The organism is Shewanella benthica KT99 (genome assembly GCF_000172075.1).
Classification (GTDB): Bacteria; Pseudomonadota; Gammaproteobacteria; order Enterobacterales; family Shewanellaceae; genus Shewanella; species Shewanella benthica_A.
The window spans coordinates 13998-38321 of the sequence record NZ_ABIC01000027.1; the positions used below are offsets into that span (position 1 = coordinate 13998).

The 24324-nt window shown below is 46.3% G+C and carries 20 protein-coding genes and 1 pseudogene; 12 read left to right on the forward strand and 9 right to left on the reverse strand.

Annotated elements, in window-relative coordinates; all coding sequences use genetic code 11:
* Nucleotides 1–17 precede the first annotated feature (17 nt).
* A complete protein-coding gene (clpS, locus tag KT99_RS12860; protein WP_005500727.1) occupies nt 18–326 on the reverse strand; it encodes an ATP-dependent Clp protease adapter ClpS in 309 nt (102 codons plus the stop codon).
* Between the two features lie 244 nt (nt 327–570).
* Between clpS and cspD the strand changes: the two genes are divergently transcribed.
* Entirely contained in the window at nt 571–777 is a 207-nt protein-coding gene (gene cspD, locus KT99_RS12865; protein WP_005500728.1) for a cold shock domain-containing protein CspD, read from the forward strand.
* 145 nt (nt 778–922) lie between these two features.
* On the opposite strand, the gene KT99_RS12870 is transcribed toward cspD, so the two are convergent.
* A complete protein-coding gene (locus KT99_RS12870; RefSeq protein ID WP_005500729.1) occupies nt 923–3148 on the reverse strand; it encodes an NADP-dependent isocitrate dehydrogenase in 2226 nt (741 codons plus the stop codon).
* A 401-nt stretch (nt 3149–3549) separates the two neighbouring features.
* On the opposite strand from KT99_RS12870, the gene KT99_RS12875 reads away from it, so the two are divergent.
* The 5 genes from KT99_RS12875 (at nt 3550) to KT99_RS12895 (ending at nt 8882) form a co-directional block, all read left to right on the forward strand.
* Nucleotides 3550–4269, forward strand: a complete 720-nt coding sequence (locus tag KT99_RS12875; protein WP_005500744.1) for an rRNA large subunit pseudouridine synthase E — start codon at nt 3550–3552, stop codon at nt 4267–4269.
* A 262-nt stretch (nt 4270–4531) separates the two neighbouring features.
* On the forward strand, nt 4532–5662 hold the full coding sequence (gene mnmA, locus KT99_RS12880) for a tRNA 2-thiouridine(34) synthase MnmA (protein WP_005500746.1): 1131 nt from the start codon (nt 4532–4534) through the stop codon (nt 5660–5662).
* A gap of 3 nt (nt 5663–5665) precedes the next feature.
* Nucleotides 5666–6280, forward strand: a complete 615-nt coding sequence (gene hflD, locus KT99_RS12885; RefSeq protein ID WP_005500748.1) for a high frequency lysogenization protein HflD — start codon at nt 5666–5668, stop codon at nt 6278–6280.
* Between the two features lie 28 nt (nt 6281–6308).
* A complete protein-coding gene (purB, locus tag KT99_RS12890) occupies nt 6309–7679 on the forward strand; it encodes an adenylosuccinate lyase (protein WP_005500749.1) in 1371 nt (456 codons plus the stop codon).
* A gap of 78 nt (nt 7680–7757) precedes the next feature.
* Complete coding sequence (locus KT99_RS12895) at nt 7758–8882, forward strand: ribosomal protein uL16 3-hydroxylase (RefSeq protein WP_005500751.1); 1125 nt, start codon at nt 7758–7760, stop codon at nt 8880–8882.
* Nucleotides 8883–9009: 127 nt separating this feature from the next.
* On the opposite strand, the gene KT99_RS12900 is transcribed toward KT99_RS12895, so the two are convergent.
* Entirely contained in the window at nt 9010–9453 is a 444-nt protein-coding gene (locus KT99_RS12900; RefSeq protein WP_005500753.1) for a DUF4826 family protein, read from the reverse strand.
* Between the two features lie 252 nt (nt 9454–9705).
* On the opposite strand from KT99_RS12900, the gene KT99_RS12905 reads away from it, so the two are divergent.
* Nucleotides 9706–10743 carry a Leu/Phe/Val dehydrogenase gene (locus KT99_RS12905; RefSeq protein ID WP_005500756.1) on the forward strand — a complete coding sequence of 346 codons (1038 nt, stop codon included), beginning with the start codon at nt 9706–9708 and terminating at the stop codon, nt 10741–10743.
* A 197-nt stretch (nt 10744–10940) separates the two neighbouring features.
* On the forward strand, nt 10941–11285 hold the full coding sequence (locus KT99_RS12910; RefSeq protein WP_005500759.1) for a hypothetical protein: 345 nt from the start codon (nt 10941–10943) through the stop codon (nt 11283–11285).
* A gap of 167 nt (nt 11286–11452) precedes the next feature.
* Here KT99_RS12910 and KT99_RS12915 read toward each other — a convergent pair whose 3' ends face one another.
* The 4 genes from KT99_RS12915 to ppsA form a co-directional block, all read right to left on the reverse strand.
* Nucleotides 11453–11872 (reverse strand): MarR family winged helix-turn-helix transcriptional regulator, encoded by a 420-nt coding sequence (locus KT99_RS12915; protein WP_005500761.1) that lies wholly within the window; start codon nt 11870–11872, stop codon nt 11453–11455.
* Between the two features lie 110 nt (nt 11873–11982).
* Entirely contained in the window at nt 11983–12447 is a 465-nt protein-coding gene (locus KT99_RS12920; RefSeq protein WP_005500763.1) for a DUF1285 domain-containing protein, read from the reverse strand.
* 111 nt (nt 12448–12558) lie between these two features.
* Nucleotides 12559–15615, reverse strand: a complete 3057-nt coding sequence (gene ydiJ, locus KT99_RS12925) for a D-2-hydroxyglutarate dehydrogenase YdiJ (RefSeq protein WP_005500766.1) — start codon at nt 15613–15615, stop codon at nt 12559–12561.
* Nucleotides 15616–15731: 116 nt separating this feature from the next.
* Nucleotides 15732–18101, reverse strand: a complete 2370-nt coding sequence (ppsA, locus tag KT99_RS12930; protein WP_005500768.1) for a phosphoenolpyruvate synthase — start codon at nt 18099–18101, stop codon at nt 15732–15734.
* Nucleotides 18102–18226: 125 nt separating this feature from the next.
* Here ppsA and ppsR point away from each other — a divergent pair, with 125 nt between their 5' ends.
* The 4 genes from ppsR to KT99_RS12950 all read left to right on the forward strand — a co-directional run bounded on the left by ppsR (nt 18227) and on the right by KT99_RS12950 (nt 21905).
* A complete protein-coding gene (ppsR, locus tag KT99_RS12935; RefSeq protein ID WP_005500770.1) occupies nt 18227–19039 on the forward strand; it encodes a posphoenolpyruvate synthetase regulatory kinase/phosphorylase PpsR in 813 nt (270 codons plus the stop codon).
* Nucleotides 19040–19204: 165 nt separating this feature from the next.
* Complete coding sequence (locus tag KT99_RS12940; protein WP_005500772.1) at nt 19205–20269, forward strand: 3-deoxy-7-phosphoheptulonate synthase; 1065 nt, start codon at nt 19205–19207, stop codon at nt 20267–20269.
* Nucleotides 20270–20595: 326 nt separating this feature from the next.
* Nucleotides 20596–21024, forward strand: coding sequence for an acyl-CoA thioesterase (locus KT99_RS12945; protein WP_050774362.1), 429 nt, complete (start codon nt 20596–20598; stop codon nt 21022–21024).
* A 221-nt stretch (nt 21025–21245) separates the two neighbouring features.
* On the forward strand, nt 21246–21905 hold the full coding sequence (locus tag KT99_RS12950) for a response regulator transcription factor (protein WP_005500777.1): 660 nt from the start codon (nt 21246–21248) through the stop codon (nt 21903–21905).
* Between the two features lie 100 nt (nt 21906–22005).
* Here the strand turns inward: KT99_RS12950 and KT99_RS12955 are convergent.
* Nucleotides 22006–23295, reverse strand: a pseudogene (locus KT99_RS12955) (NAD(P)/FAD-dependent oxidoreductase).
* Nucleotides 23296–23642: 347 nt separating this feature from the next.
* Nucleotides 23643–24287, reverse strand: coding sequence for a fumarylacetoacetate hydrolase family protein (locus tag KT99_RS12960; protein WP_040571971.1), 645 nt, complete (start codon nt 24285–24287; stop codon nt 23643–23645).
* Nucleotides 24288–24324 lie beyond the last annotated feature (37 nt).

Sequence of the window (24324 nt, forward strand, 5' to 3'; positions counted from 1 at the left end):
ACGTAACAAACCCAACTTTAGGCTTTCTCTAAAGAACACAGTAACGGATGTTCGTTTTGTCTTGCAAATTGATTTACCTGAGCAACCTTAGTTTCTGCAATGCCAAATGGAAAAACACCGCAAATTCCTTTGCCCTGATGATGGATAGCCAACATGATATCTGTGGCTTCCTGTTCATTTTTTTTGAAAAAAAGTTGTAATATTTCAATCACAAAATCCATCGGAGTATAATCATCATTGTTCAATACAACCTTATACATCGAAGGTGGCATCAGCTCAGATTCAACACGCTCTTCTACGTGTTCAATATTTCCTACTTTACCCATGTTTCAATATTAGCCTCTAGTCATGGCTTGTACCAATCGATATAAAAAATTTCAACCCTTTACTCAACATCTCATATCTCACACACTAATTGATACAAATTTTCAACTCAAATGTTGACGCTTTGTTAAAACTCGCTTGACTTACATACGAACTGCTTTCATTCTGTTCAACAAGCGGTGGATCAGCCCGCTCATTTAGTTTTACTATCTTACTGGTAAGTAAACAACAGAAGGAAGTGGCAGTATGGCAAACGGAACTGTTAAATGGTTCAACAACGCCAAAGGATTCGGGTTTATTTGCCCTGATGCTGGCGGTGAAGATGTTTTTGCACACTATTCTACCATTGAAATGGAAGGCTATCGAACTCTAAAAGCAGGCCAACCAGTTCAATTCGAAGTAGAAGCGGGTCCAAAAGGTATGCACGCGTCAGTAATATCAACAATTAATTAAGTGGCCAAGATCAAAAAAGGCAGGGAACTCCCTGCCTTTTTTATTGCCTGATTTTCACAACCGAAACCTATTGACGGTGTCGGGCCATCACAGGTTAAACTAAAACTGAGCCGAAGCACTAAACCTGCTTCGGCTGTTTTATGAGTTAAGCAGTAAACAAGGCGTTAAGTGTCGCACTCGGACGCATCTCGGCAGCTGCCTTTACAGGATCTAAACGATAGTATCCGCCAAAATCGACAGGGTTACCTTGCGCCGAATTTAACTCAGCAACAATCTTGTCTTCATTGCTCGCCAATGCTCCCGCTAGTTCAGTAAACTGCGCCTTAAGCTCAGCATCTTGTGACTGGCCAGCGACCGCCTGAGCCCAGTACATGGCAAGATAGAAATGACTGCCACGGTTATCTAACTGCCCCACTCGACGAGAGGGTGACTTGTTTTGATCGAGAAACTGTCCGATAGCCACATCGAGTGTATCAGCCAGTACTTGCGCCTTAGCATTGTTAGTCGTCTGACTCAGATGCTCTAAGGATGCGCCTAAGGCCAGGAATTCACCTAATGAATCCCAACGCAGGTGCCCTTCCTTCTCAATCTGTTGTACATGTTTAGGTGCACTTCCGCCGGCACCAGTTTCAAACAGACCGCCACCATTCATCAAGGGAACGATAGAAAGCATCTTAGCACTGGTACCTAGCTCAAGAATGGGGAACAGATCCGTTAGGTAATCACGCAGAACATTCCCCGTCACTGAGATAGTATTTAAGCCATCTTTAGTGCGCTGTAAGGTGAAACGTGTTGCGTCTATGAGTGACAAGATACGAATATCCAGGCCATCCGTGTCATGATCGCCAAGGTACTGATTCACTTTTTTGATCATTTGAGCGTCATGTGCACGCTTCTCATCTAACCAGAATACCGCCGGTGTATTCGATAGACGTGCACGCTTGACAGCAAGCTTAACCCAGTCCTGAATAGGCGCGTCTTTAACCTGACACATTCTCCAGATATCACCCGCTTCAACATCGTGGGATAACAGAGTGTTTCCGTTAGCATCGATAACATTCACGCTGCCTGGTACAGATATTTCGAATGTTTTATCGTGGCTACCATACTCTTCGGCTTTCTGCGCCATCAAGCCCACATTAGGCACACTGCCCATGGTGGTTGGATCGAAGGCACCATTCTCTTTACAGAATTGGATAGTTTCCTGATATACACCGGCGTAACAACGATCCGGGATCATGGCCTTAGTGTCTTGAGGCTGACCATCCGGTCCCCACATCATACCTGAGGTACGAATGGCGGCTGGCATAGACGCATCGATGATCACATCACTAGGCACATGCAAGTTAGTGATGCCCTTATCTGAATCGACCATTGCCAGTTCAGGGCGAGTCTGATAAATAGCCGCGATGTCGGCTTCTATCGCGGCTTTTTGCTCCGCGGGTAGTGTGCTTATCTTGGCATAAACATCGCCAAGACCATTATTCACATCGACACCTAGCTCTTCAAACAGGCTTGCATGCTTAGCGAACAAGTCCTTGTAGTAGACCTTGACCGCATGACCGAAAAGGATAGGATCCGATACTTTCATCATGGTGGCTTTCAAATGCAAAGAAAGCAGCACGCCTTGCGCCTTAGCATCTTGAGTCTCACGCTCGAAAAACGCGAGTAACGCCTGCTTACTCATCACCGAAGCATCGATCACTTCGCCCGCTTTCAAAGCAAGTGCAGTTTTGAGTACCTGTTCACCGCCCTCTTTCATCTTAAGGACGATACTGACTTGAGTAGCCTCAGTCAGAGTGACAGATTTTTCACTGCCGTAGAAATCACCCTCAGTCATATGCGCAACGTGAGTCTTAGAGTCTTTAGACCAGGCTCCCATAGAGTGCGGATGCTTCTGAGCATATTTTTTAACTGAGCCTGGCGCACGACGATCTGAATTGCCTTCGCGTAATACCGGGTTTACGGCACTGCCTTTAATCTTGTCGTAACGGGCTTGAATATCTTCCTCTACAGCATTGGTCGGCTCATCGGGATATGATGGAATATCATATCCTTTCTGTTGCAGCTCAAGAATACAGGCTTTAAGCTGAGGCACTGACGCACTGATATTGGGAAGTTTGATGATATTGGCTTCGGGTTTCCCCACCAATTCAGCCAGTTCAGCCAGTGCATCGGCAACTTTTTGCGACTCGGTCAATTTCTCAGGAAAGATTGAAATGATTCGACCCGATAATGATATGTCACGGGTTTCAACATTGATACCGGCCGCTTGAGTAAACGTTTTAATAATAGGTAACAGAGACAGGGTCGCTAACGCGGGGGCTTCGTCTGTTTCAGTATAAATAATGGTTGATGAGTTATCGGTCATTTTCCGTCCTACATTATTGTAATAATAAGAATTTAAGATACTTTTGATTATTTTTTATACTGCTTTTTTGTTTAAATACAGTTTTTTATAAATACACTTTTTTATAAATACATCATCGAGTCTGCCACTTTAGCGTGGGCAACTGAATTTGTGCAAGCTAGATAGGGAGTAAACCCTATGACTCGAAATTGAGCACTCCCTTGCTGTCATCAGGCTTTGCAGCCTATATTAACGCTTAAACACCTGCGTTGAACATCTCAAAACGTTATGCTGTTTTGAAATAGATCATATTTTATATGACCAACATCATAAAACATTCCTGACAATTTTCAAATTCCACTAATGGCGAATGCCAAGTACAATGTCCGCATCAAGCCATACTATGCCAGAAGATAGCCAGAGTGAGCCATACTATTTCTCATCAAAAACAGTTGAAAAAAAACAGTGTAAAGCCCTTGGTAAATAGAGCCTCAGGCTGGGGTGATAACAAGAAAGTAAGCCCCCATAAGCAACACGGTGCCATGGGGGCGAAAGCGAGGAAACCCCCAGGTCACAAGCCTGCGGCTAAAGATCCTGTGATCCTTCTGTTCAACAAGCCTTTCGATGTACTCTGTCAATTTACCGATGAACAAGGCCGAAAGACCCTCAAGGATTTCATTGCCGTGAAAGATGTCTATGCCGCTGGTCGTCTAGACAGAGACAGTGAAGGCCTACTGCTACTGACCAATGACGGAAAATTGCAATCGAAGATCACCGAGCCGAACAAGAGGACCTTTAAAACCTATTGGGTTCAAGTGGAGGGCACCCCCGACCAAGCAGACCTACAGGCATTACGGGACGGTGTAAAACTAAAAGATGGTATGACGCTACCCGCTAAGATAACCAGCATCTCAGAACCCAAAGTATGGGACCGAGAGCCTCCAATCCGTGAACGTAAAAATATTCCCACCACCTGGCTTGAGATCCAGATCTGCGAAGGCCGTAATCGTCAGGTGAGACGCATGACCGCCCATATAGGTTTCCCTACTCTTAGACTGATCCGCTATAAAATAGGTCAATGGAGTCTGGACGATATCGATATCGGCCAATACCGGATCCTGGATATGAAAGCCAAAGGCTAACACAGACAAGGTTACACTCACTCCCTTGAGTACTCTCTTGCAGAGATGATTTCTGAACAAAATTCACTATCCGCTGAAAGTGCTCAATGATGACTGGCTCAAGTTAGCCCCGAACAATAATGCGTGATAGAATGCGCCCCCGAAACGTCGCTTATTTTGCTCATTGTATGAAAACGGTCAATAGCAGATATTGTGCCTGACTCATTGGATCTTCTCTAAGAAAATCAGCGATTAAAAACACATTCAATGGTTTTTAGGATCTATGTCATTTATCGAACCCACAGCAAATAGCAGTAAAAAAGTCATTGTCGGCATGTCCGGCGGTGTTGATTCATCCGTCTCGGCTTACTTGCTGCTCAAGCAAGGTTATCGGGTCGAAGGCCTTTTCATGAAAAATTGGGAAGAAGATGATACCGATGAATATTGCGCTGCTGCAGACGATCTAAAAGATGCCCAAGCGGTATGTGACAAGCTTGGCATCAAGCTTCATACCGTCAACTTCGCCGCCGAATATTGGGACAAGGTGTTCGAATACTTTCTCGCCGAATACAAGGCAGGCCGAACTCCAAATCCAGATATCATCTGTAACAAAGAGATAAAGTTCAAAGCATTTCTCGAGTTTGCCGATGAAATTCTCGATGCCGATTATATCGCCATGGGGCATTATGTACGCCGCTGCGATGAAACGGGTCAGAGCCGGATGTTACGTGGCGTCGATGGCAATAAAGATCAAAGCTATTTCCTCTACACACTCAGTCATGAGCAGATTGCCCGCTCTCTCTTCCCCGTGGGCGAGCTCGAAAAAAGTGAAGTCAGGGAGATAGCCAAGGAGATGGGCCTCATCACCCATGACAAGAAAGACAGTACCGGTATTTGTTTTATCGGCGAACGTAAGTTCACCGACTTTTTACGCACCTTCTTACCTGCCCAACCCGGCAATATAGAAACTGCAGAAGGCGAAGTCATCGGCAAGCACCAGGGACTCATGTACCACACATTAGGCCAGCGCAAAGGCCTGGGTATTGGCGGAATGAAGAACAGCAATGACGACCCTTGGTATGTTGTCGATAAAGAGATGGACAGAAATGTCTTAGTCGTCGGCCAAGGTGGCACTCATCCGAGATTAATGTCCATGGGCTTTTATGCTGACCAGCTCCACTGGGTCGACAGAAAAGGCCCTATCAATGAAGCTAGAATCACGGTAAAAACTCGCTATCGTCAACGAGACGTAGCCTGTACCCTGTTTCTTGAAAACAATGATAAAGGCGAAGACACAATAAGAGTCCTCTTCGATGAACCTGTTGCGGCGGTGACCCCAGGCCAATCGGCTGTCTTCTATTCTGATGAGCTCTGCTTAGGCGGCGGCATCATCGACTCATTAATCAGAGGATAAGCCGTGAACGAGCAACTCAATGAACGCACCATGGCCTTTGCAGGAATTTTGCAAGCTATCACCCAGGTACAACATGTCGCCAGACACGGAAGTGCTGATACTGATAGTTTCGCGGCCAGCCTGAACACGGTTTTAGTCACTGAACCTGAAACCACATCGGATGTATATGCAGATAAAGTCGCCTTAAGAAAAGGCTATCAACTGATCGTCAATCAGTTAGGCGACGGCAAAGATAAAGATGTAGAGGCTACACGTTACCTTATCGGTATCTTGGCTCTGGAACGCAAACTGTCCAGAGGTAATGCCATGGGGATATTGGCCGAAAGAATCAATCAGGTGCACCGTCAACTGAACCACTTTGCCATCACAGATAAGCAGGTCGTCGCCAATTTTGCCGGCATCTACAGCGATATTATCAGTACCTTAGGCCCTAAAATTCAGATATCGGGTAATCCTGAATATCTGCAACAGTCTCAGGTACAGGAAAAAATCCGCGCCCTATTACTCTCTGCTATACGCAGCGCTGTACTGTGGCGCCAATTAGGAGGCAAGCGTAGACACCTTGTCTTCGCCAGAAAAACAATAGTCGAAATAGCTAAAAAAAGCCTCACCCTATAAGTAAGTCAAGTTCATTAAGGAGCTTCTAATGGAACTTTCCGCACTAACTGCTATCTCTCCCGTAGACGGTCGTTATGGTAGTAAAACCGCCTCATTGAGAGGGATTTTCAGCGAGTACGGCCTGACCAAGTACCGTGTTCAAGTCGAAATAAACTGGCTAAAGCTGCTCTCCAGCTGCCCAGAAATAGTTGAAGTTCCACCGTTCAGCGAAGCGGCATTAGCCCTTCTAGATCACATTAAAGATAACTTCAGTGAAGAAGATGCTCTGAGAATTAAGGCTATCGAAGCGACCACTAATCATGATGTTAAAGCGGTCGAATACTTCATCAAGGAGCAGATTGCCGATAATGCCGAACTGGCTGCTATCGATGAGTTTGTTCACTTCGCCTGTACCTCGGAAGACATTAACAACCTGTCTCATGCTCTGATGCTAACCGAAGCACGCGAGCAAGTACTGGCACCTTCTTGTCAGCAGGTTATCGATGCTATCAAGGGACTCGCAATCGAGCACAAAACTGTGCCTTTGATGTCCCGTACCCATGGTCAGCCAGCTTCCCCCTCGACTGTAGGCAAAGAGATGGCCAACGTTGTGGTTCGTCTCCAGCGTCAGCTTAAGCAGATCCAAGCGGTCGAAATCATGGGCAAGCTCAATGGCGCCGTAGGTAACTACAACGCTCACATATCAGCTTACCCTGAAGTCGATTGGCACACATTATCCGAGCGCTTCGTCACCAGCCTAGGAATCAACTGGAATCCATACACCACTCAGATTGAGCCTCACGATTATATCGCCGAGCTGTTTGATGCCATCGCCCGCTTCAACACCATCCTCATCGATTTCGATCGTGATATCTGGGGCTATATTGCACTGGGTCATTTCAAACAGAAAACCATAGCCGGTGAGATAGGTTCTTCGACCATGCCTCATAAGGTTAACCCAATCGATTTCGAAAACTCGGAAGGTAACTTGGGCATAGCAAACGCCTTGATGCAGCACTTAGCCGCTAAGCTGCCGGTATCGAGATGGCAACGCGACCTTACCGATTCTACCGTGCTGCGTAACTTAGGCGTAGGCATGGCTCATGCCTTGATCGCGTATCAGTCGACTCTGAAAGGGATCAGCAAACTAGAAATTAACGAGGCTCAGCTTAGAGCAGAGCTGAACAAAAATTGGGAAGTATTAGCAGAACCCGTTCAAACCGTGATGCGCCGCTATGGCATCGAGAAGCCCTATGAGAAGCTTAAAGAGCTGACTCGTGGCAAGCGTATCGATGGTGAGCAGTTAGCCGTATTCATCGATAGTCTGGAGCTTCCTGCTGCAGTGAAAGTTGAACTTAAGAAGATGACGCCAGCCAACTACATTGGCCGCGCCGAAACCTTCGTAGATGAACTAAAGTAACACTTCAATCGTCTATCAACACCAAAGGCGGTAAGCTTATCCTTAGCGCCTTTTTTATGACCTTATCAATAAGCATCTATGTATAAACTGAATATCAATACTCAAGACTTCCTAGCGCAGCATTGGCAGCAGACCCCCCTAGTCATCAAAAATGCCTTCACGGATTTTGTCGATCCTATCAGCGCCGATGAGCTGGCGGGTCTTGCCTGCGAGGAGGAGATATCCTCTCGGGTGATCATTACCAAAGACGACGGCTGGGATATCATTCAGGGCCCCATAGAAGAATATGATCAATTTGGCGTTGATAATTGGCAATTATTAGTGCAGGCCGTCAATCACTGGCACCCGGATTCAGTCTCGTTAGTCGAAGCCTTCAGATTCATCCCCGATTGGCGTTTCGACGATCTCATGGTGTCATTTGCCACACCTGGCGGCGGCGTTGGACCTCATATCGATAACTATGACGTTTTCCTGCTTCAAGGAGAAGGGACACGCCGCTGGAAAGTCGGTGCGAGAGGAAATTACGCTCCCCGTGGTGGTGATACTCATACCGCACTCATCGACGACTTCGAGCCTATTATCGATGTGGTGCTGGAAAAAGGCGACATGCTGTATATCCCCCCTGGCTACCCACACAGAGGGGAAACAATCACCACGGCCTTGAGCTATTCCATCGGCTTTAGAGCGCCGAGTCAGCAAGAGCTGATGAGTGGACTGGCGGATCATCTGCTTGATACCAACACAGGCTTACAGCGTTTTATCTCGGCAAATGAGCCTGAAATGCCGGCGAGTCTGTCCATAGACCATCAAACAGGAATACTGGATCTGCTCAAAGACTTGTTAGCACAGCCTCAGCATTACCAGCGAATGTTAGGCCAACTGCTGAGTCAGAATCGTTTCGAGTTGGACTTGTGCGAGCCCGAGCAAGATTACTCGGCGACAGATTTAACCTCGGCCCTGTCGGCAGGGGCGCAATTAGTCCGAATTGGAGGCTTAAAAGTTATCTGTCTCGAGGGCGATACGCTATCACGCTTATTTATCAACGGTGAGGAGTTCGAGTTCAACATAAACCAAGATGAGCTGGCCTATCTCGCCAATCAGATGAGCCTAGACAATGCTAAAATACTCGGCCTAATCGAATCACCTGAGGTGACAAGGTTTCTGCTCACTATGCTTAACTTGGGCTATTACTATTTAGCCTAACTCCTCTATTTTTAGCGCTAATAGAATCAAAAATGGCACCTCATTGAGGTGCCATTTTTATACTCTGTGTTTAAAACAGCGAACATTTAATGGATTGATATCCTCTGCAACAGAGAATATTCTACCGTTAGCCCCAGAGTTTTTCATCGTTATGAATGTGGTACAAACTTTCGGCTCTAGAGACCAAAAGTTGAGCGAATTTAGCTTGGGTAGGCTCTCTCGTGGCGCCGCTTTTTTGTAAGTTTTCGGCTTTCAATTGCCACATCATAGAGAAGTGACGTAGGGCATCACGGGCTGTTGCCGCCACTTTGACATCGACATAATCCGAGGGTAGATCGCCGGACATCACCCAAAAAGTCTGCTTCTTAGGCTGCTTAGACTCCATCTTCCAAACCGCGACATAGGGTGCCAGATAACGGCTCTCATCGGCTATGACCTTGCTAGGAATGATGCCTTTTTCAGCTAAGAATTTATTCGCCTTTTGAAAATGCTCTCTGATCCACTCCTGTCTCAGCTCTTCTTGTTGTTCTGCCGTTAGCGCTCGAGTTTGATCGACTGCTTGTTCCGTCATACTGAATTCCTATCTTATTATTGTAAACAAATTGATTTCGCTTCGCTGGCTAATGCAATTTAGGCATTAAAGCCACTACATCTTTACGTTGACGTAAAGTGGAAAGCTAGATTGCCACACAGATCACAATTAATCCGAATCTTTACTTTGTTGAGAGTATCGCTAAATGCTATCGTTCTGCAATAAATATAACAAGCCGTCAGAACATCTCTTTAAACTCTGACGTTTACATTCCCAAGTGGAGAACAGTACGTGGCTGTATTTAATCATATCTCTTTCGACGATCATGAACAGGTCGTATTTTGTCAAGACAAGGAAAGTGGCTTAAAAGCCATCATTGCCATTCATAACACCAATCTTGGACCCGCTGTTGGCGGTTGTAGGATGTGGAATTATGAATCAGATGACGAGGCATTAAACGATGTGTTACGCCTATCACGCGGCATGACCTATAAGAACGCCCTCGCGGGTCTGACTATGGGTGGCGGCAAGTCTGTCATCATCGCCAATCCTAGGCTTCAAGACCGTGAAGCCCTATTCCGCGCCTTTGGTCGTTGTATCGATGCTCTGGGTGGTAGATATTATTCCGCAGAGGATGTCGGGGTATCGACCAAAGATATCATGATCGCCCATGAAGAAACGCCTTATATGGCAGGACTCGAAGGAAAGAGTGGCGATCCATCACCTTTCACTGCACTGGGTACTTATTTAGGCATAAAAGCGGCGGCTAAGCATAAGCTAGGTGTCAATTCACTCAAGGGCCTCAAGATATCTGTTCAGGGTGTGGGTCATGTTGGCTATTACCTGTGTCGTCACCTCCATGAGGCAGGTGCCGAGCTAATTGTGACTGACATACATCAGGCATCTCTGGATAAAGCAGCAAGCGAATTCGGTGCCATAGTCGTTGCCCCGCAAGACATCTACCATCAAGATGTCGATATTTATGCCCCTTGTGCTCTGGGCGCCACGATCAACGATACAACGATTCCACTGCTTAAAGCCAGCATAGTGGCAGGTTGTGCCAATAATCAGTTAGCCGAAGCACGCCACGGGGAGAAGCTAAAAGAACTAGAGATTCTTTATGCACCGGATTATGTGATCAATGCCGGTGGCATCATCAATGTCTCCTTCGAAAAAGACTATGATGCCAATGCATCGACGAAGAAAGTCGAAGAGATCTACCACACCTTGATGACTATCTTTACCGCAGCAGATGAGCAAGATCGCACCACAGATTCTATTGCAGATGAGATGGCACGCAAGATCATCGAAGCGGCAAAAAATAGCTAAAGATTTGTAAAATTACTACAGATATTTACACTATAATTGATGGGATAAAATTATTTTTTGTCCCATTTTTATTTAATAAAAATTAAAACATAATCAATTAGATACAAGTAAAAACAAAAAAATAATCGAACTGTACTGGAAAATGTCATATTTGTCAGCTTAACTTAGAGGCTAGTTTACTCGCATAGGAAAATGCTATGGTGACTTTCAGGTATGATCTCAATCAAGATGTGATAGAACTTCAGGCCAGCAACTGGTGTGGTTTAGAGCAAGTGTTTGTCAATGGGAAACGGGTCTCTAGAAAACTAAATTTCGGCCAGAACAGTGAACATAACATCCAGCTTAATGATGGCAACCCCTGTCGTTTTCAATTGCTTATCGATCCAACATCTGAAGAGATGATCTGTCGGATTTATAAGAGTAACTGCCTGATCACTAGCATTCACCAAGGGAAGGAGAACCTAAGTAAGAGTAGAAGAACATTGCAAAACCTCGTCATATTCACCACCTTGCCAGGCTTACTCTGGCTGCTATTAAACTGATCACTTGATACAATAAGCGGGACCAGACTAAATCAGCAAGCTGATAAGCGCGCCCCTATCGCTCTGAACTAGCAGAGACTGAGCCTTTCACCTTGGATGAGTATTGAGGTGGATGTTAACATTTGAGGCTATGCCTATTGTGACCAATGGCCAAGTATCTTAACCGATCAAATGGAAAATCGATTGATCTTATTGAGCATAATAATAAAAGATGCTTGCTCATCTTCAGACAGGTTGACCAGAAAATTGTCATTGACCCTTGCGGCTTCACAGATTAAATCTTGCTCCAGGGCTTTACCGATGTCGGTTAAAAAAATCTGAAAAGCACGACGATTGTCGGCTTCTTGATGGCGATGAATTAAACCTTGTGTTTGCAGTTGGTCTAATAACCGAGTCATGGTGTAGTTAGCGACATCACAACGCTTAGATAACTCAGTTTGCGTTATTCCCTCCTCTTGCCACAGGGCAAAAAGAACCGGCCAAAGCTTAATATCGAGTTGGTATCGTTTGAGTTTCTCATCCAGTGAATTTTGCAGATCTACATTCAAGTGAGATACCAAGTAGCCAAGACTTTCATAATGTTTCAACTAGCACCTCCAATTCAATAAGGACCTAATTTAATCTTACCACTAAGCTCACAAGAAACTAGCAATACTCAAAACTAATTATGAAAACGATATAACATCAAAGCGTTAACCTAGGTTTTTTTATTTTTTAAAATATACTCTTCTACGAATCGATAATAACAGGCCCTGCCTAGCTTGGCCGCTAGCCCATTAGACAGCTCAACGAAGACGCTGTCCTCTTCAATGGTAAAAGCGCTCACGCCCTCAATATCGAAGCGGGTATCCAGACCTGTCACCAGCTCAACACAACCGTTTTTAAGTTCGTTGTAATCCACAATAATGAGCGGCACAGACTCCACCGAGACCTTAAGTTTTTCAACCGGTGTGATCAGAAAGTGTTCTGCATCGATACGGTGTAATATACTGCTGAAAAGACGAGCAAACTTAGTCGGCAAGGGTTCATTGCGGTAAAACCATTGTCCCTGATTATCGATATTGAATAACACGGTTTCTGTACAAAGGGCATTATCTTGCCGCAACTGCTGCAATGCAGTATCGACCCTGTCGGCCTTGCTCTTTGCTGATGTTTTACTCATCTCATCTCCTTATGTCGCCCTCAATCATTTTACCAATAGAAAGGCGAATAAAAAGGCCAGCATAACCTAGCCTTTTTATCTAATACCAACCGGTATACTAGTCTACAATGATTAAATTAAGCTCAATAACGCCTGCACCGGATGCCTTGGCTTAAAACCACCGAAGCGCTTCACCTGAGTACGACAAGAGTAACCCGATACCAATACTTGCTCCTGAGGCACGGCCTTCATGGCCTGCTCCCATGACATATCATACAGAGACTTAGAACGCTCCTTGTTCTCGAGCTCATGGCCATAAGTGCCAGCCATGCCACAACACCCTAAGCTCACCGTCTCAAGTTTGGCACCAAAATGAGAGAAAATCGTCTTCCATTCGGCGCCGGTACTTGGCTTAGCAGTCGACTCAGTACAGTGACTGAACCAAGTAAAGCTGGTGTTCTTGACCTGTTCCGTCACTGCGGGCATGGATTTTATCGCCTCGAGCAGCCACTCACTGGACAGTTTAACCTCGAAATTGCCTCTGGCATCACCCAAGACTTCTCGATATTCATCGCGATAACACAATACCATGGCCGGATCGACCCCTACCATGGGCATGTTCAATGCGTGCAACTTGGTCAAAAAATCCGCCGATGATTGAGCAGTCTTGGCAAACTTATCCAGAAACCCCTTGATATGAATAGGCTTACCGTTAGGTTTATAGGGCAGCAACACAGGCTTAAGCCCCATTTTTTCAATGAGCTTGATGAAATGATAAACCGTGTCGGCCTCATAAAAACTATTAAATGGGTCTTGAACCACCAAGACATATTGATGACGTTCATCATCGGTTATCGCCTCCAGCGCCTCAAGATCGTACCCCCTACAAGCATGACCATCTAATTGTTGTTTCAGTGTTGGCACAGATAAAGCTGGCGCATCCACATACCCTAAGGACTTCTTGATTAGCCACTGACTGACGCTATTTTGCGCCAGAGCATTGGTGAGTCTGGGCGCAATCGCCATCAAGGGTAAAGAGTCCTCGATGCCGGCCACCAGATAATCTTTTACCGGACGCAGATACCTTTGGTAGTAGATATTGAAAAATTGCGCCCTGAACTTAGGCACATCGACCTTCACCGGACACTGAGATGCACAGGCCTTACAGGCTAAACAGCCCTTCAAAGACTCCATGACTTCATGGGAGTAGTCGTATTCACTCTTAGCTTTTAAGCTATTTTGTGCCCTCTGTAGTAAGCCCTGAGGTTTTTGCTTAGCCAACTCTACTACATCCACCCCCTCTTTCTCCAGCAGACGCAGCCACTCTCGCATCAGACCCGCACGGCCCTTCGGCGACTGTACTCTGTCACCCGTTACTTTAAATGAGGGACACATGGGTGAATAGCTGCTGTAATTGAAACACAGACCATTGCCATTACAGTTCATCACATCGGGAAATGCATCCCGAGTCTGTATCGGGATCTGTCGATCTAAGCTACCACGTTTGGCACTGTCAACATTGTAAATCAAGGCGCCAGTGCCTTTAGGCGCCACCAGCTTGCCAGGGTTGAGTTTATTATGGGGATCGAACAATCCCTTCACCTCTTCGAGCAGGCCATACAGATGCGGACCAAATACCGCCGGACCATACTCGCCGCGCACCCCTTTACCGTGCTCGCCCCACATCAGGCCGCCATACTTAAGGGTTAACGCAGCGACTTGATCGGAAACTCGCTTCAATAATTTTTCGTCATTAATATCACACATGTCCAGCGCCGGCCTCACATGTAATACCCCGGCATCCACATGACCGAACATGCCATATTGAAGCTGATGGCTGTCGAGCAGGGCTCTAAATTCCATGATAAAGTCGGCGAGCTTCTCCGGCGGTACGGCGGTATCTTCGGCAAAGGCTATGGGCTTACGCCGCCCCTTCATCGCCCCTAGCAAGCCAACCGCCTTCTTACGCATGGCGTAGATCATGTCAATACTGGTTTTATCACGGGTCTGCTGATAACCGATTAAGCCACAAGAACCTGCTGCTAGCTGAGCATCCAGACTGGAGATAAGCTTAGATACTCTTGCTTCAACGTCCTCTATTTCACCGGCAAACTCCACCATATTCAGCCCATCGATACGACTGCCAGGAACCTCTTTAATCAAGTCTGAGACAGAATGCCAGATGATATCTTGCTGGGCTAAATTGAGCACCTTAGAATCGACAGTTTCGACCACAGTCGCTTTGGCTTTGACCAACTCGGGAGCATGACGCAGCGCAGATTCAAATGAGTCATACTTGATGGTGACCATCATGCGGACATCAGGCAGAGACGTGATATTTAATTTAGCCTCGGTGATCACCGCCAGAGTGCCTTCGGAGCCGGTTAAGATACGCGACAGGTTAAATTCGGTTAGTTGCTCATTCCAGACGTTTTTCAGATCATAGCCGGTGAGAAATCGATTCAGCTTAGGAAAACGCGCCTCTATCTCGCCCCGATTGTCACGGCACATAGCGGCAATCTTAGCGATTAATTGCTGGCCTAGTGGATTATTAGTGATCGCGGCGATATTTTTCAATTTTTCACGCTTAATCGCATAAGTATTCAATACGCTGCCATCATATAACACGCTGGATAGCTCGAGTACATGATCGGAAGTCTTGCCATAAACCAGCGAGCCCGCCCCGGAAGCATCGGTATTAATCATGCCCCCCATGGTGGCACGATTCGAAGTTGACAGATCCGGACTGAAAAAGAAGCCATGTTCCCTGAGCGCATCGTTGAGGGCATCCTTGACCACCCCCGCCTCCACTCTCACCCAGCCCTCCTCGGCATTGATCTCCAGCACTTTATTGAGGTAACGAGACAGATCTAAAATCAAACCATGGGTCAGTGACTGACCATTGGTGCCGGTGCCGCCACCACGAGCACTAAATACCACGCTATCGAACTCTTTTCGTGAAGCAAGCGTAAGGGCAAGAGCCACATCTTGTTGATTTCTTGGGTAAAGAACAGCCTGTGGCAAAAATTGATAGACAGAGTTATCCGTTGCCTGAGCTAAGCGTGCACTGTAGCGCTTATCGATGTCACCGCTGAACTCACTGCGTTCGAGTGCGATTAAGAAGGCAAGGTATTCAGGCTCTAGGGTGTGTTCATGTGATAACTTGGGCAACTTAGGATTAGGTAACATATCTGTTTCTGTCTATTATATTTATGTAATTATGTCGCCATTATATAAAAATCTGACCAAAAAAAAAGCCGCTATATAGCGGCTTTTAAGATTAGCTTATTCTATGTTAAGAATAATTAACTCTGTGCTTTACCCAAATACAACCAAGTATCGATCACAGTATCAGGATTCAGTGAAACCGTGTCGATGCCTTGCTCGACTAACCAGGCAGCGAAATCGGCATGATCCGAAGGTCCTTGACCACAGATCCCAATATAAGCGCCCTTATCCTTAGCGGCTTTAATGGCCATAGCCAGCAGGATTTTAACCGCTTCGTTGCGCTCATCAAACAGATGGCTAATGATACCAGAGTCGCGATCCAGACCCAGAGTCAACTGAGTCAAATCGTTAGAGCCGATAGAGAAACCATCGAAGTACTCAAGGAACTGCTCGGCAAGCAGTGCGTTAGAAGGCAATTCACACATCATGATGACGCGAAGACCATCTTTACCACGTTCCAGACCTTCCTCTTTAAGCAGTTCAATCACCTGAGCCGCTTCACCTAGTGTACGAACGAATGGGATCATGATCTCGACGTTAGTCAGACCCATCTCATTACGCACACGCTTGATGGCCTCACACTCGAGTGCGAAACAGTCACGGAAAGAATCAGAGATGTAGCGACTGGCGCCACGGAAACCCAGCATAGGGTTCTCTTCTTCCGGCTCGTATCTGTCACCACCCACCAAGTTAGCGTATTCGTTCGACTTGAAATCAGACATACGAATAATCACTTTCTTCGGATAGAAAGCTGACGCGATAGTCGCCATGCCTTCAACCAGGCGTGCAATATAGAACTCAACCGGCGATGAATAACCCGCAATCATCTCGTGGATCTCTTGCTGAATCGCAGCATCTTGCTGATTGAACTCGAGTAACGCCTTAGGGTGAATACCTATCATGCGGTTGATGATGAACTCAAGACGCGCAAGGCCAACACCGGCATTAGGAAGACGCGCAAAATCAAACGCTCTGTCCGGATTACCCACGTTCATCATGATCTTTATTGGCAGATCAGGCATAGAATCTACACGAGACGAAGTGACTTCGAAGTCCTGGATCCCCTCATAGATGAAACCTGTATCTCCTTCGGAACAAGAAACTGTAATTTTTTGGCCAGTCTTAATGCGCTCGGTCACGTCACCACAACCTACGACGGCAGGCACGCCTAATTCACGGGCGATGATCGCCGCGTGGCACGTACGACCACCACGGTTGGTGATAATGGCACTTGCGCGCTTCATGATAGGCTCCCAATCGGGATCTGTCATATCGGTAACCAGCACATCACCTTCTTTAATCTGGTCCATGTCTGCGATCGAAGTCAGCACCTTAGCCACACCACTGCCTATCTTGTGACCGATGGCGCGGCCTTCACAGAGTACCTTACCCTTAGTCTTAAGATGATAGCGCTCAATCAACTGCACATCTTCACGAGAACGCACAGTCTCAGGGCGAGCCTGGACGATATAAAGTTTGCCATCATTGCCATCTTTAGCCCACTCGATGTCCATTGGACGTCCGTAGTGCTTTTCGATAACCATGGCCTGCTTAGCCAATTCCATGACTTCTTCGTCATTGATAGAGAACTGACGACGCTTATCGGCGGTAACGTCTTCTATCTTAACTTGCTTGCCATGGGCCTTATCGTCGGAGTACACCATCTGAATGAGTTTGCTACCGATATTACGGCGAACAACGGCTTGATGACCTGCCGTTAGAATGGGCTTATGGACATAAAACTCATCCGGGTTAACCGCACCTTGTACCACCATCTCACCCAGGCCAAATGAAGAGGTAATAAATACCACATCATTATTGCCCGACTCGGTGTCCATGGTGAACATGACACCAGAAGCTGCGGTGTCGGAGCGAACCATGCGCTGCACACCAGCAGACAGGGCGACACCTTTATGGTCGTAACCTTGGTGAACACGATAAGAGATAGCGCGATCGTTGAACAATGAGGCAAATACATGCTTCATCGCGACCAGAACCGCGTCATAGCCTTTAACGTTAAGGAAAGTTTCTTGCTGACCGGCAAATGAAGCATCGGGCATATCTTCTGCTGTCGCCGAAGAGCGAACCGCAAAAGATGCATCCTTAGTTTCAGAGGAAAGCTTGTCGTAAGAGTCTCTTACAGCCTGCTCAAATTCGGGGTGGAATGGGGTATCTATCACCCATTGTCTGATCTGTGCACCGGCTGTAGCGAGTGCGTTCACGTCATCGACATCTAGAATATCTAGAATGTCGTATATCTTCTGGTTAAGTCCGCTTTGTTCAAGAAACTCATTAAACGCGTAAGAGGTGGTGGCAAAACCACCTGGCACTTGAACACCCGCATTAGCTAAGTTACTAATCATCTCTCCAAGAGAGGCATTCTTACCGCCGACCTTGTTGACGTCACCCATGCCTAATTCTTGATACCAGAGTACATATTGCTGCACAGTTCTATCTCCGCAAGTTTATTTCAGTGTGGCCCCTTCACAGGAGGGCTGATGCATTTTACACTCCATCGCAACAAGCGTAAATCTATAATTTATTTGTAATTTTATTACTACAAGAGGTCAAAATGTTGCGTAAAGTATTCTATATCTCAGACGGTACAGCCATCACAGCAGAGGTGTTTGGCCATGCGGTTCTATCGCAATTTCCCGTTGAATTTGACGCACTTACTATTCCCTTTGTCGAAACAGAAGCTAAAGCTCATACAATTAAAGCGCAAATAGATGATTGTTTTATTACCACAGGCGAACGTCCCTTAGTGTTCCACTCTATCGTCAAAGCTGAGATTAGAGACATCATTTTTAGCAGTGAAGGCATAGATTATGACTTTTTGAACACTTTTGTGGCCCCATTAGAGAAACAACTGGGAATGAAAGCCTCTCCCGTGGTTCATCGAACTCACGGCAAGGGAAATGAAGGCTATGATGCTCGAATAGAAGCCATCAATTACACCATGGACAATGATGACGGTCAGACATTAAAGAACATAGATAGCGCCGATCTGGTACTATTAGGTGTGTCTCGTTGTGGCAAGACCCCAAGCAGTCTCTACCTTTCGATGCAGTTCGGCATTAAAGCCGCCAACTATCCCTTTGTCGAAGATGACATGGATAACCTCAAACTTCCCCCAGAACTGAAACATAATAAGAAGAAACTATTCGGTCTAACCATAGATCCGGTGCGCCTGCATGAGATACGCCAGAGCCGCATGAAAAACAGCCGTTACTCCTCATTGCGTCAGTGTCGTATCGAAGTCAAAGAAGTTGAGATGATGTACAAACGCGAGCGTATCCCCTACGTGGACACCACCAATTATTCGGTGGAAGAGATAGCGACTAAGATCCTCGATATCACAGGACTGAAACGTCATATGTTCTAGTAAACGCCTAAAACTGCTTAAATATTCACTTATTTATCGACCTATATGCACAGAGAGCCGAAATTAGCCTCACTTTTCGTGATTAAGGCGCTGTGCATCTTTAAACTATTCGTTATAATCCGCAGTAATCAGGCTAAATGCCCTTACGAACGCTCGGTACAATGAATGACCATTAAAACAGATGAACTACGCACCACTTTATTATGTAAGGCAATTTCTCCCGCTAAATTAGCTTCTGAATATCCCCTCACATCAGAGGCTGCCGACTACCTGGTTCAACAGAGACGCGAAGTCGAGGCTATCTTGACTGGTGAAGACCCAAGGCTCTTGGTTATCATAGGTCCTTGCTCAATTCATGACACCAAGGCGGCCATAGATTATGCGGAGCGCTTGGCAAAACTGCATATGGAACTGAAAGACGATCTGTGTATCTTGATGCGCGTCTACTTCGAGAAGCCCAGAACCACAGTTGGCTGGAAAGGACTCATCTCAGATCCCGATCTCGATGGCAGTTTCAACGCCAACAAGGGACTTCGTCTCGCCCGTGAATTATTGCAAAAAATTACCGAGCTCAAGTTGCCTATCGCAACCGAATTCCTCGATATGGTGAACGGTCAGTATATCGCCGATCTTATTACCTGGGGCGCTGTCGGCGCGCGCACCACAGAGAGTCAAATTCACCGTGAGATGGCATCGGCCCTATCCTGTCCGGTTGGTTTTAAAAATGGCACCGACGGCAACATCAATATTGCTATCGATGCCGTACGTGCAGCAAAAGAGCCGCACATCTTCTATTCTCCGGATAAAGATGGCGCCATGGCGGTTTATCGCACCAGTGGTAACCCATTTGGTCACATCATTCTACGGGGTGGTAAGCAACCTAACTATCACGCCGAAGACGTCAATGCCGCCGCAGAACAGTTGCAAAAATTAGGCATTTCCCATCGTATTGTTGTCGACTTCAGCCACGGCAACAGCCAGAAGAAACATGCCCAGCAACTCATCGTCGCCGACAGCATCATCAAACAGATGGATGAAGGCTCAACGGCTATCGCTGGTATCATGGCTGAAAGCTTTATCGAAGAGGGTAACCAGAAGGTGATCCCAGGTAAGAAGCTGGTCTATGGTAAGAGCATTACAGATGCCTGTTTGCATTGGGAAGACTCGGAGAAACTGCTTCGCTCCCTCGCTAAGGCATCGAGAGACAGAATGAATAAGCTTAGCTCGTAAAAGCTAATTCCGTAAAAAAGGCTTCTCGGCATTGCTAGGAAGCCTTTTTTGATCTAAAAATTCATCAACATCATTACTAATACCAGTTCCATTAAGTAAGTGAGCATTCAGCGGGAATTAAAAATGCTGTAGGCCTCGGTAACTGCTCCGGCGTTACTCTAGCTTCACCCGTCCATGGGCGCGTACCTTCTGCATCTGACCTCCAGGGAGAAAGGAAATGTCTTAAAAACACTCCTTCAATAATGTTTCCTTTAAACGGGAAATTTCACTATAATTCTCTGCCTATATTCCGCCAATATTGAACTAGTATAACCTTAGGTTGCCGTATGCCATTGTCCCAAACACCCGAATCTCGCTCACCAATGATGAATGCCCGTATAGAACAATCTGAAGCCCGTGTCATCAAGGCCATATTTCCGTCCATCACCAACCACCACAACACCCTCTTCGGTGGTGAAGCATTGGCCTGGATGGACGAAACCGCCTTTATCGCCGCCACTCGCTTCTGCCGTAAGCCTCTGGTTACAGTGAGCTCGGACAGGATTGATTTTAACAAGGCTATTCCTGCTGGCAGCCTGGCCGAAATTATCGCCAGGGTTATCTATGTGGGTAATACCTCTTTAAAAGTCGAAGTAAATATCTTTGTCGAAGACATGTATAGAGATCACAGAGAGCATGCCATTCGAGGCGTCTTCACCTTCGTTGCCGTAGATGATGACAGACAACCCACCCAGGTCTGGACGCAAGAGTCATAAATCATAAAAGGCAGTGACAATAATCACTGCCTTGATGAGCAGATTATTGCCCGATGGTTTTCATCCCCAAAAACTCCGTATGCATCTGTTAGACCTAAGTCGAATAAAACCGGGCTTTAAGGCTAAATCACCGCCAAATACCCATAAACCAATAGTCCCCCTCATACTTTTTCTGTTACATTGATGTAATCTTCACGCGCAACGAAATAAAATATAAAGCCATGAAGCTAGAAAATTTGAACATTATTATTGCCGATGACCACCCGCTGTTTCGTAACGCCTTACGACAAGCCCTGAGTGGTCCCTTCCCAAACACCAACTGGTTTGAAGCTGACAGTGCCGATGCACTTCAGAGCCTGCTTGAAAATAAACAGCAGGCCTATGATTTAGTCATGTTAGACCTGCAGATGCCAGGCTCCCACGGGTATTCAACCCTTATCCATCTGCGAACCCACTTCTCCGATCTTCCAGTCATCATTATCTCCGCCCATGAAGATAATATGACCATCAGCCGTGCCGTCCATTATGGTAGTTCAGGATTTATTCCTAAGTCATCTTCGATGGAAACACTGGCTGCTGCCCTAACCTCGGTACTCGATGGAGATATTTGGCTACCGGATCATGCCGAGATACAGGAGATAAAGGAAGACGCTAGCGCTCTTGTGGCCAGAAAGCTTGCCGATCTCACTCCACAGCAGTACAAGGTGTTGCAGATGTTTGCCGAAGGCTTACTCAATAAGCAGATTGCCTATGACTTAGGCGTATCGGAAGCCACCATCAAGGCGCATGCCACGGCGATATTTCGTAAGTTAGGCGTGAGAAACCGCACCCAAGCCGTTATCTCATTGCAACAGCTAGAGATGGAAAAAGTAGAGCTCTAGTCAGACTCAGCTGCAATTGAGCGAAAAAGCCAATCTGTTTAGATTGGCTTTTTGTTTATGGGAAGTAATCAACGAAATATAAAAAAATGAATGGAGAGCATTAACGAAAATGTTCCATCATCCGGTAGTAGGTCATCCCCAGAGCCATAGCCTGATTGCCCAGCCATTCATTCATGGGAATGCGGATATGTTTCATCCCGGCAAACAAGTCAAACTCAGTTAACTGACCGATAATTGCCTTGGACATGATCTCCCCCATGATATGGGACGTGGCCAGCCCATGGCCCGAGTATCCTTGGCAATAAAAGACATTAGGCGATACTTTACCCAGCTGTGGAATACGATTCACCACGATACCAGCCATACCAGTCCATTCGAACTCGATATCGACTCCCTTCAGACGAGGAAATGTCCGCTCAATTGCCGGGCGTAATTCAGCGGACAGATCTTTCGAGTCCCGTCCCGAGTAATTTGTACCACCACCGAACATAAGCCGATTATCCGCCGTCATTCGATAATAATCGAGCACAAACCGGCTGTCGTACACAGCAACATCATGAGGATTTATCGCCTTAGCGACATCGGCAGAGAGCTTTACCGTGGCGCAATTACCCAGAGATGCGGGAAACAACATGCCACTGAGTTTATTGCGTGCGAGTTTATGGTAGGCATTTCCCGCCAATAGGACGCTGTAGGCGGTGATGGAGCCATGTTCTGTCCTGACTACCGGTAAGTCACCATCACAGATTTCAACAACTGCCGAATGTACGAAGATCAATGCACCTTGCATCTCTGCCGCCCTCACCTCCCCGATACACAGATTTACCGAATGCAGGTGCATATTGCGTTTATTGAGTAATCCGCCATGGTACAGAGGCGTCTCCAGATAGTCTGGGATCTCCTGTTTCGACAACAGACGAAGCTCATCACCCATGCCTCTTAAGAGCGCTTCTTCATAGGTCTTTTCCATCTCTGCCATATGAGCAGGTTTGTAAGCGGTATGCAGATGACCAAACTTGAGATCGCAGTCGATATTATATTTGGCTACCCGGCTCTTGATGATCTCATGTCCACGCCACCTGAGATCTCAGACATAATCTGCCGCTTCGGTGCCTATGCTATTTCGACGCTGTTTCGTCATTGCGGCATCACCGGACAAACTGCCGGTTACCTGGCCGCCATTACGCCCGGTAGCGCCCCAAGCTATCTTGTTCGCCTCTAAGATGGCGACTTTAATGCCTTTCTCCGCCAGCTCCACCGCAGTCGCAACACCGGTAAACCCGCCGCCTATGATGACCACATCGACCCGAATGTCTTCCTCTAATCTAGGATAATGTGTTTCATCATTGATGGTGGCGTTGTAATAAGAATCACAGCGTTGTTCTGACATAGAGCTCTCCGTCTGTTTGCTAAGGCAAATCTTGCTGGCTTTGTTGTTTTACATTTTTTACACATGTAAATAATTTCAGTATATAGCAGGCTATTTTCTCGTCAACACACTTGATTGAAATATTTTACAAGGCGCTAGAAACAAGACCAATCTAAGCCTACACAAGGATGTTTACGCATAAAACCTCTGATTAGAGTCATTTATTTTTTACGGAAGTGGACACTTCTTAGCAACAGAAAGTAGTAACAGAAAGTAGTAACAGACAGTAGCGACAGCAAGGCAAGACTCAACTTCTTGCCTTAAACAGGCTTAACAATTTTACAGGAGGTAAAATTGAGGAATAGGTATTATTGAGCGGTCCAACAAGCTTGTGTCAGTAACCGCTCTTTATCGTAAAGCTTAGCGCTGAACTTATCGTCTCTGTTAACGACTCCAACCCCCTTCGGCGTGCCCGTCATCACGATATCACCGTCGATTAAACTCATAAAACTCTGTATCTCGGCCAAGATTTCCTCGGGTTTATTCAGCATTAACGCGATATTGCCAACTTGTATTCTTACATCATTGATCATCAGCTCGAATGTCAGGTTCTCACTGACACTCTCGATGGCAACAAATTCAGAAAATACCACAGAGCCATCAAATGCCTTGGCTCTCTCCCAGGGAAGCCCCTTGGCTTTGAGTCGACTCTGCAGGCCTCGCTTAGTAAGGTCTAGTCCAAGGCCTACGGCACTAAATTGTCCATTCTCAACCACAAAACATAACTCGGCCTCATAATGTATCGCCTCTTGATGAAAACTCACCAGCTCAGTTGAGATCGCCGAATTTGGCTTAACAAACAGCACCATCTCATCGGGCACCTCATTATTGAGCTCCTTCATCTCATCGGGCACCTCATTATTGAGCTCCTTGATGTGCTCGACATAGTTGCGCCCCACACACACGACTTTCGAAGGCCTTACGACTCTATTATCAATGACTACTGTTTGCATCAAACTCCACTCCAAATATTCTTATTCACACAAGTCT

Excerpts from the sequence above, each read along its gene's own strand:
- clpS (WP_005500727.1), bottom strand. The coding sequence starts at position 326 with ATGGGTAAAGTAGGAAATATTGAACACGTAGAAGAGCGTGTTGAATCT.
- cspD (WP_005500728.1), top strand. The coding sequence starts at position 571 with ATGGCAAACGGAACTGTTAAATGGTTCAACAACGCCAAAGGATTCGGG.
- KT99_RS12870 (WP_005500729.1), bottom strand. The coding sequence starts at position 3,148 with ATGACCGATAACTCATCAACCATTATTTATACTGAAACAGACGAAGCC.
- mnmA (WP_005500746.1), top strand. The coding sequence starts at position 4,532 with ATGTCATTTATCGAACCCACAGCAAATAGCAGTAAAAAAGTCATTGTC.
- purB (WP_005500749.1), top strand. The coding sequence starts at position 6,309 with ATGGAACTTTCCGCACTAACTGCTATCTCTCCCGTAGACGGTCGTTAT.
- KT99_RS12895 (WP_005500751.1), top strand. The coding sequence starts at position 7,758 with ATGTATAAACTGAATATCAATACTCAAGACTTCCTAGCGCAGCATTGG.
- KT99_RS12900 (WP_005500753.1), bottom strand. The coding sequence starts at position 9,453 with ATGACGGAACAAGCAGTCGATCAAACTCGAGCGCTAACGGCAGAACAA.
- KT99_RS12910 (WP_005500759.1), top strand. The coding sequence starts at position 10,941 with ATGGTGACTTTCAGGTATGATCTCAATCAAGATGTGATAGAACTTCAG.
- KT99_RS12920 (WP_005500763.1), bottom strand. The coding sequence starts at position 12,447 with ATGAGTAAAACATCAGCAAAGAGCAAGGCCGACAGGGTCGATACTGCA.
- ydiJ (WP_005500766.1), bottom strand. The coding sequence starts at position 15,615 with ATGTTACCTAATCCTAAGTTGCCCAAGTTATCACATGAACACACCCTA.
- ppsR (WP_005500770.1), top strand. The coding sequence starts at position 18,227 with ATGTTGCGTAAAGTATTCTATATCTCAGACGGTACAGCCATCACAGCA.
- KT99_RS12940 (WP_005500772.1), top strand. The coding sequence starts at position 19,205 with ATGACCATTAAAACAGATGAACTACGCACCACTTTATTATGTAAGGCA.
- KT99_RS12945 (WP_050774362.1), top strand. The coding sequence starts at position 20,596 with ATGCCATTGTCCCAAACACCCGAATCTCGCTCACCAATGATGAATGCC.
- KT99_RS12950 (WP_005500777.1), top strand. The coding sequence starts at position 21,246 with ATGAAGCTAGAAAATTTGAACATTATTATTGCCGATGACCACCCGCTG.
- KT99_RS12960 (WP_040571971.1), bottom strand. The coding sequence starts at position 24,287 with ATGCAAACAGTAGTCATTGATAATAGAGTCGTAAGGCCTTCGAAAGTC.